This is a genomic window from Clostridium sp. AF27-2AA (assembly GCF_003478505.1).
Lineage (GTDB): Bacteria > Bacillota > Clostridia > Lachnospirales > Lachnospiraceae > Brotaphodocola.
This window is the reverse complement of the sequence record NZ_QUFI01000055.1, coordinates 1-11,796: the sequence shown is the minus strand read 5'-3', so window position 1 is coordinate 11,796 and position 11,796 is coordinate 1. Positions and strand designations below refer to the sequence as shown.

The 11,796-nt window shown below is 49.8% G+C and carries 14 protein-coding genes; 2 read left to right on the top strand and 12 right to left on the bottom strand.

Features of this window, described 5'->3' with window-relative positions:
* Positions 1 to 107 precede the first annotated feature (107 nt).
* The 11 genes from DWY84_RS16630 to DWY84_RS16585 all read right to left on the bottom strand — a co-directional run bounded on the left by DWY84_RS16630 (position 108) and on the right by DWY84_RS16585 (position 9,010).
* Positions 108 to 2,189, bottom strand: coding sequence for an aminopeptidase (locus DWY84_RS16630; protein WP_118534414.1), 2,082 nt, complete (start codon positions 2,187 to 2,189; stop codon positions 108 to 110).
* A 113-nt stretch (positions 2,190 to 2,302) separates the two neighbouring features.
* The gene (locus DWY84_RS16625) at positions 2,303 to 2,632 is read right to left on the bottom strand and encodes a calcium:proton exchanger (RefSeq protein WP_118534413.1); all 330 of its coding nucleotides are present in this window, start codon (positions 2,630 to 2,632) and stop codon (positions 2,303 to 2,305) included.
* The gene (locus tag DWY84_RS16620) at positions 2,629 to 3,093 is read right to left on the bottom strand and encodes a VanZ family protein (protein ID WP_118534416.1); all 465 of its coding nucleotides are present in this window, start codon (positions 3,091 to 3,093) and stop codon (positions 2,629 to 2,631) included. Before DWY84_RS16620 ends, DWY84_RS16625 begins: the two co-directional genes overlap by 4 nt.
* A gap of 215 nt (positions 3,094 to 3,308) precedes the next feature.
* Positions 3,309 to 3,458 carry a hypothetical protein gene (locus tag DWY84_RS17510; RefSeq protein WP_177303440.1) on the bottom strand — a complete coding sequence of 50 codons (150 nt, stop codon included), beginning with the start codon at positions 3,456 to 3,458 and terminating at the stop codon, positions 3,309 to 3,311.
* A 6-nt stretch (positions 3,459 to 3,464) separates the two neighbouring features.
* Complete coding sequence (gene pyrE / locus DWY84_RS16615) at positions 3,465 to 4,142, bottom strand: orotate phosphoribosyltransferase (protein WP_118534412.1); 678 nt, start codon at positions 4,140 to 4,142, stop codon at positions 3,465 to 3,467.
* A gap of 11 nt (positions 4,143 to 4,153) precedes the next feature.
* Complete coding sequence (locus DWY84_RS16610) at positions 4,154 to 5,056, bottom strand: dihydroorotate dehydrogenase (protein ID WP_118534411.1); 903 nt, start codon at positions 5,054 to 5,056, stop codon at positions 4,154 to 4,156.
* Positions 5,056 to 5,829, bottom strand: coding sequence for a dihydroorotate dehydrogenase electron transfer subunit (locus tag DWY84_RS16605; protein WP_118534415.1), 774 nt, complete (start codon positions 5,827 to 5,829; stop codon positions 5,056 to 5,058). The genes DWY84_RS16610 and DWY84_RS16605 overlap by 1 nt, the downstream gene beginning before the upstream one ends.
* 26 nt (positions 5,830 to 5,855) lie before the next feature.
* On the bottom strand, positions 5,856 to 6,773 hold the full coding sequence (pyrF, locus tag DWY84_RS16600) for an orotidine-5'-phosphate decarboxylase (protein WP_118534410.1): 918 nt from the start codon (positions 6,771 to 6,773) through the stop codon (positions 5,856 to 5,858).
* A 100-nt stretch (positions 6,774 to 6,873) separates the two neighbouring features.
* A complete protein-coding gene (locus DWY84_RS16595; protein WP_118534409.1) occupies positions 6,874 to 7,746 on the bottom strand; it encodes a YitT family protein in 873 nt (290 codons plus the stop codon).
* Between the two features lie 194 nt (positions 7,747 to 7,940).
* Complete coding sequence (locus tag DWY84_RS16590; RefSeq protein ID WP_118534408.1) at positions 7,941 to 8,630, bottom strand: LrgB family protein; 690 nt, start codon at positions 8,628 to 8,630, stop codon at positions 7,941 to 7,943.
* Positions 8,627 to 9,010, bottom strand: coding sequence for a CidA/LrgA family protein (locus tag DWY84_RS16585; protein ID WP_118534407.1), 384 nt, complete (start codon positions 9,008 to 9,010; stop codon positions 8,627 to 8,629). The genes DWY84_RS16590 and DWY84_RS16585 overlap by 4 nt, the downstream gene beginning before the upstream one ends.
* Positions 9,011 to 9,200: 190 nt before the next feature.
* Here DWY84_RS16585 and DWY84_RS16580 point away from each other — a divergent pair, with 190 nt between their 5' ends.
* The gene (locus tag DWY84_RS16580) at positions 9,201 to 9,971 is read left to right on the top strand and encodes a GNAT family N-acetyltransferase (RefSeq protein WP_178716482.1); all 771 of its coding nucleotides are present in this window, start codon (positions 9,201 to 9,203) and stop codon (positions 9,969 to 9,971) included.
* A 39-nt stretch (positions 9,972 to 10,010) separates the two neighbouring features.
* On the opposite strand, the gene DWY84_RS16575 is transcribed toward DWY84_RS16580, so the two are convergent.
* Positions 10,011 to 10,847 carry an Mrp/NBP35 family ATP-binding protein gene (locus tag DWY84_RS16575; RefSeq protein WP_118534405.1) on the bottom strand — a complete coding sequence of 279 codons (837 nt, stop codon included), beginning with the start codon at positions 10,845 to 10,847 and terminating at the stop codon, positions 10,011 to 10,013.
* Between the two features lie 205 nt (positions 10,848 to 11,052).
* On the opposite strand from DWY84_RS16575, the gene DWY84_RS16570 reads away from it, so the two are divergent.
* Complete coding sequence (locus DWY84_RS16570) at positions 11,053 to 11,763, top strand: GTP pyrophosphokinase family protein (RefSeq protein WP_118534404.1); 711 nt, start codon at positions 11,053 to 11,055, stop codon at positions 11,761 to 11,763.
* The last annotated feature ends 33 nt before the right edge of the window (positions 11,764 to 11,796 follow it).

Below are 11,796 nucleotides of genomic sequence, written 5' to 3'. Positions count from 1 at the left end.
GGAGCGCTTTTTTGTTTCATAGGACGCAATTTCCTATGAAACAAAAAAGAAGCCGGCTGCCGCAGAATTCTCCAGCGGCAATCAGCTCCATTTCCAGTTGAACCGGATCAGCCGTCCAGTTCTTCATTCAGTTTTTCTGTTCCTGCCACCACAAACCGCCCATTCTGAATCAGCGGAAGCTTCCGTCCATCACCGCACACTGCCGCAATATCCCCCAGCTCGGAATACGGGATTGTGATATCGGTATGACATCCAAAATATGCTTTGGAGACATCTTCTTTTCTTAATAAAGAAATCTCGTTATCTCTTGCAATGATTTCCTTGCCATCCGGGTTGTAAACCGCGGAATCCTCGCTCCAGCTGTAGCAGGTATCACCCACCGCGAAATGCGGGCCGGTCTTCTCCGCAATCAAAATCGGGAATTTATCCATGATGCCGTACTTCCTGGCCACCGCGTAAGCCGTGGTGTTGGTTCCGATGGCAAACTCGCCCATCGGCAGGGTATCATGGTTCTTTAAAATCTGCTGACGAATCAGCTTCTTTCCTTCCTCCGGATCCGCGAAGTTGTCACAGGAGTAATTGGTGATCTTACCATCTTTGAATTCCATGCGGAAATTCTTAAACTGGAAGTCCCCAATGTAAACCTGGCTCACATGAAGCAGGCCCTCGGTTCCGGCCAGTACCGGGGAGGTAAACACCTCACCCACCGGAATGTTCACATCGGCCACGCAGTTCTCAAAGTTCGTCTGCTTCGCCGGGTCTGTCAGTGCGTGCAGGGATATCTTCATCCGGGTTTCATTGCCAGCCTCTGCGTTACCGGTTACCGTCACATACTCTGCCTGATCCAGCACATCCACCACGTTCTGCTGAATCTTTTTGTACTCCTCGTAATCCAGTGTGTTGATGCGGATGGTCTCATGGAAAATCTCCGCAAAGTCTTTCCCGATGGCCGGTACCGGAAAGGCAATAATGGTAAAGCTGGTCTCATCCCCCGGAATATACTGGTTCACCACCGGCATAGCCTCGTTGGAATAGGCAATCTGCAGTTCTTCCTGCTTTTCGCTTAAGGAATAAGCCTCCGGTTTGTTCACCGGCTCAAAACCATCCTCACCGAAGGTCTCCACCACGGCCGGTCCGGCGTACTCTGCCGCCAGCTTTTTGCAGTTCTCGTAAGCGGTACGCAGCACAGCCAGCTTGCGCTCCTTGAAGGCCTTGTCCAGGTAGATGGTCTGGTCATAGCGGTGATCATAATCAAACTGCATGTTGGCAGACGTTCCGTGGTAACCAATCTTGCGGTTCGGACTCATAGTCACAGACCAGACAGCCGCACGGTATAAAATAACCTCCAGTCCCATCTCCTCAAACTGGCGGATGGCCGCACGGATCATGCGCTCAAAACCCAATTCATAGCGGATAGACACGGTCTTTTTCTTCGAGAGGTCGCGTCCCATCACATCAAAGCCTTTGCGGTAGCCTTCCGTGTAGGTGGATGCCATCTTCTCAATGGTCTCCTCGGGCAGGGATTTTAAGTAAGACGCGATCTGTAATTCCGAATCAGAAATGTACTCACCAAACCGGTACAGATAGCGAAGGTCGCTTAAATCCGACTCCATGATGATATCCTTCGCAAAGCTTAAGCCCGGATCCAGCTGTTCCCGGATGCGGTAGGTCAGGGTCACATCGGTGTAGTCGCTGAAGAACCAGTACAGCACATCCCGCACGGCCCGGGCCTGGGGCTCGCTGTCCTCAAACATGTTGTAAATCTCAATCAGGGTCTCGCACAAAATGGTAATATCGGTCAGTCTGCACTCGTAGGCAAAGACAATCGCTGCCCGAAACTGTGCGTAAAAAGCAGAAAGCAGCGGGCCAAGGTCTGCCCCCAGCATCCGCACGGCATAGGCCGGATTCGCATAACTCTCAGTGTAATGCTCCGGCAGAATGTCCGCATAGAGTCTATCGTTTAACTGCTGCAGTTCTTCCAGTGTAAACGCATCCAGATCCTCCCGCAGCTGCAGTCTTGCCAGTTCCTCAATCTGGGCAGTAAATGCCGCCATCTGGTTAAAATAGCTGCGGTACGGCTCTGCCACCCGCTCCTCAGACGGGATCTCCAGGATCCGCTCCATGGCCAGATCATACCGCTCTCTGATATTTGTATTTTCCTCGTTCCATAATTCCTGATATTTCACCATATGTTATCATCCTTTCCTGAAACGGATTTTCCTGCCGTTTCAAAAAATTCACTGTACCTGCGCAATCCACAGAAAACAGCGTTTTCGCCTTGCTCATCCATAAAAGCAAGGTCTCAAATCACAGTCAGCACCCCGATTACCAGCATGCCAAGCCAGCAAAACAGCAAAACTCCGCCCACAATGGTTCCAATCCGCGCCAGAATGTAATTGACTTCCTTCATTTTCAGTGTTTTCACACCGCAGATCACAGCCTCCACAGAAAACAGCAGGCTGGTCAGCGCCCAGGCTGCCACATCTGGTCCGCCGCTTCCCTGGTTTACAATGCTGTTTCCCAGACTAAAACCAAAGCAGACAAGCCCCACCACAGCAAACGCCAGAGAAAAGAAGCTCTGCTTCGGCATCGGCTTACGGATATAGGATATGCGTTTTTTCTTATTTTTCATCTGCGTTTTCTCCTTCTGATTCGGACTTTCTGTATCATCCAATGAGTGAAAAAGCCCAGCACACCGCCCAGTGTATTTAAAAACAGGTCATCCACATCAAAGCTCCCTACCCGGAAGACCAGCTGGGTGATCTCGATACACAGGCTTAAACAGAAGCTGAACAAAAATGTGTTGTAAAACTTTTTGCTCCTGCGGCTGATGATCGGCAGAAAGAACCCGCACGGCATGAAACCTACTACGTTACCCGCAATATTTAAAAGGAATGCTTCCATTCCCAGTAATTTTCGATATTTATAAAAACGCCGGATTTCCTTAAATGGCTCCAGATTATACGAATACTCCCGCAGATCCGGATTGCGCCCAAAGGATTCCGCAAAAAACATAAAATAAACCAGTAAAGCCAGGTAAGCGATGAAAAGCACCCAGCCCAGCTTCTGATTTCTGGTCGTATTCCTGATCATACTTTCCGACAAAACTCCTTTTTTAATCCATTTCCCGCACATTGCATATTCCTGTGCAGGCCAGGCGCAGCGCATTCCAGACGCGCGCCCTGTTCCATCATGCAAAGAGGCAGTCTCCGCCTGAACTTTTGCAGAAACTGCCGCCCCCTGTATCTTTTCGTAATGATCTGCTGAGGAACGCCCGCTCCGCAAACATTCCCCAGCCTTCTGTCAGTCTAAAATGTAATCTCGCCCTTGCGCTTTAACAGCAGTCCGCCGCAGACAATGGACATAATGCCCACAGTCACGCCGGTCACCAGAATGATGACACCTACTGCGATGCTGCATGCGCCGGTGCGCTGCATGGTCTTATAAACCTTTTCCATAAAAAATTACTCCTCTGCACCATACTGCTCATAGTATGCGTCAATGGCTGCCTTTAAGGTATCATCGATGATGACTTTTCCTTTGTAAGGTTTGTTGTAGAGATGCTCTACCACATCCGCCATGGTTACGATAGCGGTGGTCTTAAAGCCATATTTCTCAGAGATTTCTTTCAGTGCGGACTTGGTGCCTTTGCCGCGCTCCATACGGTCTACGGAAACAACCAGGCCAAGCACATCGACATCGCCCTGTGCCTTGATGATCGGCAGAGTCTCCCCGATGGAGGTGCCGGCAGTAGTAACATCCTCAATGATCACAACCTTATCGCCATCCTTGATCGGGCTGCCGAGCAGGATGCCCTTGTCGCCGTGGTCCTTGACTTCCTTACGGTTTGAGCAGTAACGGATGTCTGCGTCGTACATCTCGCTGATGGACATGGTTGCCGCAACAGTTAACGGAATGCCCTTGTATGCCGGTCCGAACAGAACGTTGAAATCGGTGCCGAAGGTCTCTTTGATGGCACGCGCATAGTACTGGCCCAGACGGCGCAGCTGCGCGCCGGTGCGGTAGAAACCGGTGTTTACGAAGAACGGGGTCTTACGGCCGGATTTGGTTACAAAATCACCAAATTTCAGTACTTCACAGTCAATCATAAATTCAATAAATTCTTTCTTGTAATCTTCCATGATCTTCTCCTTTATTTTACACATCCGATGAGTTCCCGGATGTCCTCTACCTTCTGTTTTTTCATGAAGTTCTCGATGCCCTCCGCAATCTCCACAGTCGCGTAGGGATTGTAGAAATTAGCAGTTCCCACAGAAACCGCGGTGGCGCCTGCCATAATGAATTCCAACGCATCCTCCGCGGTTGCGATGCCGCCCATACCGATGATCGGCAGGCTTACCGCATTTGCCACCTGGTAAACCATGCGGACAGCCACCGGTTTTACGGCCGGACCGGACATGCCGCCGGTCTTATTGGCAATAGCAAAGGCCCTGCGGTTGATGTCGATCTTCATGCCGGTCAGGGTGTTGATGAGGGACAGCACATCCGCGCCGCCTGCCTCTGCTGCCTTCGCCATGACGGTAATATCCGTTACGTTCGGGCTCAGCTTCATGATCACCGGCTGTTTTGCGTACTTCTTTACTTCCCGTGTAATGGCCTCCACTGCCTTCGGATCCTGGCCAAAGGCAATGCCTCCCTCCTTGACGTTCGGACAGGAGATATTGATCTCCAGCAGATCCACCGGCTCATCCGCCAGACGCTCCACCACTTCAATATAATCTTCCGTTGTCTTGCCGCAGACGTTCACGATGATCTTCGTGTCGTACTGCTTTAAGAATGGAATATCTCTCTTTACAAAGACATCAATGCCCGGGTTCTGCAGGCCGATGGCATTTAACATGCCGCCGTACACTTCCGCGATACGCGGGGTCGGATTGCCCGGCCACGGTACATTGGCCACGCCCTTGGTCACCACAGCGCCAAGACGGTTTAAATCTACAAATTCGCTGTACTCAGCGCCGCTTCCGAAGGTTCCGGAGGCTGTCATGACCGGATTCTTTAATTCCACACCAGCAAGATTCACCTTTGTGTTCATTACAGCTCCACCTCCTCTGCAGCAAATACCGGACCATCCTTACAGATACGCTTGTTGTGCACATGGGAATGCTCGTCAATGTTTTTGGACTTGCAGACGCAGGCCAGGCACGCTCCGATTCCACAGGCCATCTTCTCTTCCAGGGAAAGCCAGCACTCAATGCCGTTCTCTGCCGCGTAAGCCTTTAACGCGCGCAGCATCGGGGTCGGGCCGCAGGCGTAGATGACATCGGCATCCAGGCCGTTTGCCTTGATGGCATCGATGACATTGCCCTTTGTTCCGGCGCTGCCGTCTTCAGTAGCCACATACACTTTGCCGTACTGCTCAAATTCTTTGTTTAAGAATAAGACATCACGGTAACCCAGAACCATCTGTTTCTCACAGTTTAAATTCTTTGCCAGCTCCAGCATCGGCGGGATTCCGATACCGCCGCCAATGAGGAAAGCCTTTTTCTCTTTTAACGGGAAACCGTTGCCTAACGGGCCCATGATCTCGATATCATCTCCTGCCTGGTATGCAGAGAACTCTCTGGTTCCGGCACCCACCACGCGGTATACGATGCGCAGTCTGCCCTGCTCCTTATCCACCTCACAAAGGCTGATGGGACGCGGAAGCACCTTGCTCTTATCCTTCGTGTATACAGAGATAAACTGGCCCGGCTTTGCCGCTTTCGCGATGGCGTCTGCCTGAATCCACATGCTGCAGATATCGTCTGTCAAAGCTTCCTGGCTGACCACCTTCGCCGTAAGCTTTACTTTTTCCTTCTGAATCATTTCCATACTCTGCTCCTTCGCTTCTATTACAGCACGCTGTTGATATCAGCTACCATATCGATGACAGCCTGTCTGGATGCCTCTGCGAAATGCTCTGCGCCAAACTTTGCGTACTTCTCCTGGCGGTATGCCGCAATGATGCCGCGGGACGAGTTCACGACTGCACCGAGTCCGTCTTCATTGAAGCAGTTCTTTAAGTCTTTTGCGGTGCCGCCCTGTGCGCCGTAGCCCGGTACCAGGAAGTAAGTCTTCGGCATGAGCTTTCTTAAAATGGCGCTCATCTCCGGATAGGTTGCGCCTACCACTGCGCCTACGTTGCTGTACGCGCCATCCATGGAAGCCTCACCCCACTCAACGACTTTAGCTGCCACATGCTCATAAAGCGGCTTGCCGTCAATGAGTCTGTCCTGGAACTCGCCGCTGGACGGGTTGGATGTCTTAACCAGTACGAAAATACCCCTGTTCTCTGCATTGCAGACATCGACAAACGGTTTTACGCCATCGGTTCCCAGATACGGATTTACGGTAAGGAAATCCGTGTTGAATGCGGAACAGATGCTGTTTCCAACCTTTACCTTGCCCAGATGCGCGGTTGCGTATGCTGCGGAAGTGGAACCGATATCACCGCGCTTTGCGTCGCCGATAACTACAAGGCCCTTCTCCTGGCAGTATTTCACAGTCTTGTCATACACCTTTAATCCCTCAATGCCAAACTGCTCGTACATGGCGATCTGCGGCTTCACAGACGGAATCAGGTCCCAGGTGTGGTCTACGATCTCCTTGTTGAAATTCCAGATGGCGTCTGCCGCGCCCTCTAACGTCTCACCAAACTCTCCGAAAGACTTCTTTAAAATGTGCTCCGGAATATAGTTTAACATCGGATCCAATCCCACACAGATCGGTGCCTTTGTCTTCTGAATCTTTTCAATCAGCTTCTGAATCATGGCTTCCTCCTTAAGTGTATGCGTAGCGCATCATATTCTTTTATACTTCTTTTTAATATACCATATCCGCATGGCCCTTTCAACAAAAAAAAGCATGTCGTCAGCGATACCTTTTTTTCATGGAAAAGCCCCGCCCGCTCACCTCGCTGACCCGGTTTACCACCATAAAACATTCCGGATCAATGCGGCGGACCAGTTTTTCAAGTTCCGGAAGCTGCCGGTTGGAAATTACGCTGAAGATCATCTGGGTCGGATGTTTCAGATAACCGGTTTCTCCGGAAAGCATGGTTACGCCGCGGTCCATCTCCGTAATGATAGCTTCCCGGATTTTCTGGGCATGCTCGCTGACAATCCGCACCTCTGTGCGGGTGGTTCCCATCAGCATCAGCTTATCCAGGACCAGCGTGTAGGTCATGACCAGGATCAGTCCATACAATACCTTTTCCGGCGGATTTCCAACGGCCTGAACCAGAAGAATGCAAAAATCAAACACATACATGAAAACCGAAACCGGAATCCTCAGATAATGATTGAGCACCAGCGGCGGAATATCCATACCTCCGGTCGATGCCCCCGCGCGGATCACGATTCCAAGGGAGGCCCCGATCCCCAGGCCTGAAAATATGGTGCATAAAAACAGATCCTCCGTCAGCACCAGATTTCCAAACAGCCGTTCAAAAAATCCCAGGGCAATGGGATATACAAAGGTACTCACAATGGTAGTCAGCGCAAACTTCCGCCCCATAACCTTCCATCCGATCAAAAGCATGATCACATTAAATACCAGCACAAAGGAGGACACCGGGATCCCAAACGCGCGATTTAATGCCAGACCGATTCCCGTCGTTCCTCCCGTAAGAAGCCCAGCCGGCATCAAAAAAAGCCTGACTGCCAGTGCGTAGAGGATATTCCCCAGGATCACGATTCCAAACGAGGCGGCTTTCTGTAATTTCTCATTCCAATTTGTCTCCATAACTTCTGTTCTCCTTCCATACGAATTGCCTGCAGTTCATAGAACACGATTTTCAAGAAAAAAATCCCAAAAACAAAAAACGCCTGTCAGGGAGTTTTCCCTAACAGACGTGGATCAAGGCATTCGCCTAATACGTATTCAGTATAAAAAATCTGCCGCATTCTGTCAAGACAGAAGCCAGTCCTAAACCAGCCCTAAATCAGGCCAGACACCAGTGGAACTACGATGACCGTCATCAGTCCGGCCACTGCGATGGAAAGACTGCTCATGGCACCCTCTACTTCACCAAGCTCCAGTGCCTTCGATGTTCCGATTGCATGAGCAGAGGTTCCCAGTGCCAGTCCCTTTGCAATGGGTTCTTCAATCTTTAAGATTTTAAACAACGTCTCTGCAATGATATTTCCGAAGATACCGGTAATGATGATGCAGACTACCGTGATCGTCACAATGCCACCGGCCTCTTCACTGACACCCATACCAATGGCCGTGGTAATGGACTTGGGCAGGAAGGAAACATAGTGGATATGCTCCACACCAAACAGCGTACACAGCAAGAAGATGCTGCCTGTGCTGGCTGCCACACCAGAAGTAATGGATATGATCACGGAGAGAAAATTCTGCTTTAAAAGTTCCAGCTGCTTATACAGTGGAATGGCCAGACACACCGTAGCCGGTGTCAGCAGATAGCTGATGTACTTGGCGCTGTTGTTATAAGAAGCGTAATCCACATGCAACAGCTGCAGCACTGCAATCACGATCACAACAGCCACCAGAAGCGGGTTCAAAATAGCCCAGCCCACCTTTTTTTTAAGCCAGCAGCCAATCAGATACGCAGCCAGGCTGATCACAAATCCAAAATAAAGGGATTCCTGTAAAACACTCATGCTCTTGTCTCCTCTCCTGCGTTTGTTTCATTCTTTTTCAGAAGCTTCACCATAAACTCCGTTACCTTGCCGGTCACACCCATGACCACAACCGTAGAAATCAGACAGGTTACGATCAGGGGAATCAGAATTGCTTTCATGGCATCATAACTGTCAATCAGTCCGACAGAAGCCGGAATAAACATGATCGGCATTGTATCCAGAAGAAAGTTTCCGGTAGCTTCAATAGCTTCCAGCTTAAGCACCTTCGTGCAAAGCAAAAGCAGAAGCAGAAACAGTCCGTACACACCGGCCGGAACCGGCAGCGGCAAAAGCCTGTTTAAAAATTCTCCGATCATCGTAATGCCAAAGATGATCGCTGACTCTTTGATATACTTCATGGTTTGTCCTTTCCGGTGACTGCAGCACTGCATCACCGTTACATATTGCATACATGTAAATTTGTGTAAACAGTAATGTATTCTACCATCGGAAATGGAAAAGTCAATGTACATTCTTGTATTCTTTATGTTTTTTTCCTATACTTTAGTTACAAAAGAATCAAAGAAAATTTTTCATCAGGAGGCCTCCATGAACCTGGATATTCATATTTGCCCAACCAATTTGCTCACCCAAAAGCAGCTGCAGGAAATTGCTGATCTGACCACATTTTGCCACCGCCATGACGGCATCGAGCTGTCCTATCCGGTGGAAGAAGAACATCTCACCCACTTCCTGGGTTATCTCGCGGATGGCCGTCTGGCAGCCTGTCTGACGCTTATTTCCTACGAAGAAACCCTGGCGGAATGCTGCGCCTTCACCCACCCGGAATTTCGCAGACAGGGATTCTTTTCCCGGCTTCTTGACGAAGCAGTCTCCCAGTATCCTGATGTTGATCTGCTCTTCGCGGTTTCCGAAGACTGCGCGGATGCCATCAAAACGCTGGCGGCCCTTGGAGCTGAAAAAGATTCTGATGAACATATGATGGCATGTGATCTGAACAGCTGGCACATGGCACAGCAGGCCGGCATTTCAGACGGCACCATTGCTTCCCATCCATTTTCCCTGACCCAGACCTCTGAAACCGAATACACGCTATTTCGCTCCGGCATCCTCTGTGGTACCACCTCGGCCGAACCGATCAGCCAGACCACAGTCTGTCTCCATCACGTAGAGGTTTTGCCGGAATTCCGAAACCAGGGCTGTGGAACTGCCTTTCTCCAGCTTCTTCTCCCGGACCTTGCCCAAAAAGGATTCAAAAAAGTCATTTTACAGGTCGCCGGAGATAATGCTCCAGCCATTGCCCTGTACAAAAAAACAGGGTTTTCTGTCACGAAAACCCTGTCATATTACTTCTATTGAATTGAATATTACGCTGGCAATGCCTGGCCTTCTGGCTCTTTACAGCTCCATAGCCTTCTCAGCCGCCAGATCGAACCAGTCTCTCTCCAGATACTCGATGGTGCCGTTGTCCACATGCTCGGCTACCTTCGGGTCAATCGGAAGCTTTGCCAGTACCGGAATGTTGTACTCTTTCGCAATCTCATCGATATGGCTCTCACCGAATACAGAAATCTTCTTGCCGCAGTCCGGGCACTCCAGGTAACTCATGTTCTCTACCAGGCCAAGAATCGGAATATCCATCTTCTGTGCCATCTTCACAGCCTTTGCCACGATCATGGAAACCAGCTCCTGCGGAGAGGTTACGATGATGATGCCATTCACCGGAAGAGACTGAAATACGGTTAACGGAACATCACCGGTTCCCGGAGGCATGTCGACGAACATGTAATCTACATCCTCCCAGAGGGTTTCATTCCAGAACTGTTTTACTGCGCCTGCGATGACCGGACCTCTCCAGATGACCGGATCGGTGTCGTTGTCCAGGAGCAGGTTTGCGGACATGATATCAATGCCCAACGCGGAAGTAGCCGGAATCATCAGGTTGTCTTTGGTCATCATGACCATATTGTTATTCAGGCCAAATGCCTTCGGGATGGACGGACCGGTAATGTCTGCGTCCAGGATTGCGGTATGCTTGCCCTTACTGTTCATCTTCACTGCCATCATGGCGGTGACCAGGGATTTGCCGACGCCGCCCTTGCCGCTGACTACACCGATTACTTTCTTAACACTGCTTGCCGGATTTAACGGTTCTAAAAAACTTGTCTGCTCTGCCGTACGGCTTTTGCAGGATTCGCCGCAGGTGCTGCAGTTATGGGTACAATTTTCGCTCATGTAAATACCTCCAAATTCTGATACACTCTTATGTTACTACTGATCCTGAACTCAAGCATACCACATTTCTCCCAAAAACAAAACCCTTGTATACAAAAATATACCTTGTATGCCCCTTGGAATCTGATATAATATAGATAATATTTCAACAATATTTTTCGATTTCAGGAAATATTGCGCAAAAAAAGCAACGAGGTAGTTACCAATGAACATGAATATGAACCCGAACAGCGAACTGGTTCAGTCCGCTGTCAATGTCCCGAATCTTGTACAGGTACCGGACGCCCTCATCAGCCAGGCCAGAGAATTCCAGCAGGCCATGATGATGTATACCTGTGCCATCCGGGAAGTGAAGACAAAATTAGAAGTATTAAACGATGAGCTTTCCATCAAAAATCAGAGAAACCCCATCGAAATGATCAAATCCCGTGTCAAAAAACCCATTAGTATCGTAGAAAAGCTGCAGCGCAGAAACCTTCCGGTCACACTGGAATCCATGATGAACAACTTAGATGATGTAGCCGGAATCCGTGTCATCTGCTCCTTCGTAGATGATATCTACGCTGTAGCCAACATGCTGGTCAGCCAGGATGACATCACCGTCATTGCCATCAAGGACTACATTAAAAATCCGAAGCCCAATGGCTACCGCAGCTACCATCTCATTATCGAGATTCCGGTCTTCTTCTCCGAGGAGAAAAAGAACCTGCGCGTGGAAGTCCAGATCCGCACCATTGCCATGGATTTCTGGGCCAGCCTGGACCACCAGTTAAAGTACAAAAAGGACATCGGTGCCGCAGCCGATGAAATCAGCGAAGACCTGCGCCAGTGCGCCGAAGTCATCACCGCCACCGACCAGCACATGCTACAGATCCGAAAGAGCATCGAAGAACAAAGCGCCAAGCAAAACAAATAACAATTTAAGAATAGTCGCGAAAGGTCCGAAGCA

Bases quoted from the DNA above. Each gene is read 5' to 3' on its own strand.
- DWY84_RS16575 (WP_118534405.1), bottom strand. From the start codon at position 10,847: ATGAGCGAAAATTGTACCCATAACTGCAGCACCTGCGGCGAATCCTGC.
- DWY84_RS16570 (WP_118534404.1), top strand. From the start codon at position 11,053: ATGAACATGAATATGAACCCGAACAGCGAACTGGTTCAGTCCGCTGTC.
- pyrF (WP_118534410.1), bottom strand. From the start codon at position 6,773: ATGATTCAGAAGCTGATTGAAAAGATTCAGAAGACAAAGGCACCGATC.
- pyrE (WP_118534412.1), bottom strand. From the start codon at position 4,142: ATGGAAGATTACAAGAAAGAATTTATTGAATTTATGATTGACTGTGAA.
- DWY84_RS16590 (WP_118534408.1), bottom strand. From the start codon at position 8,630: ATGAGTGTTTTACAGGAATCCCTTTATTTTGGATTTGTGATCAGCCTG.
- DWY84_RS16620 (WP_118534416.1), bottom strand. From the start codon at position 3,093: ATGATCAGGAATACGACCAGAAATCAGAAGCTGGGCTGGGTGCTTTTC.
- DWY84_RS16630 (WP_118534414.1), bottom strand. From the start codon at position 2,189: ATGGTGAAATATCAGGAATTATGGAACGAGGAAAATACAAATATCAGA.
- DWY84_RS16625 (WP_118534413.1), bottom strand. From the start codon at position 2,632: ATGAAAAATAAGAAAAAACGCATATCCTATATCCGTAAGCCGATGCCG.
- DWY84_RS17510 (WP_177303440.1), bottom strand. From the start codon at position 3,458: ATGGAAAAGGTTTATAAGACCATGCAGCGCACCGGCGCATGCAGCATC.
- DWY84_RS16585 (WP_118534407.1), bottom strand. From the start codon at position 9,010: ATGAAGTATATCAAAGAGTCAGCGATCATCTTTGGCATTACGATGATC.
- DWY84_RS16580 (WP_178716482.1), top strand. From the start codon at position 9,201: ATGAACCTGGATATTCATATTTGCCCAACCAATTTGCTCACCCAAAAG.
- DWY84_RS16610 (WP_118534411.1), bottom strand. From the start codon at position 5,056: ATGAACACAAAGGTGAATCTTGCTGGTGTGGAATTAAAGAATCCGGTC.
- DWY84_RS16605 (WP_118534415.1), bottom strand. From the start codon at position 5,829: ATGATTCAGAAGGAAAAAGTAAAGCTTACGGCGAAGGTGGTCAGCCAG.
- DWY84_RS16595 (WP_118534409.1), bottom strand. From the start codon at position 7,746: ATGGAGACAAATTGGAATGAGAAATTACAGAAAGCCGCCTCGTTTGGA.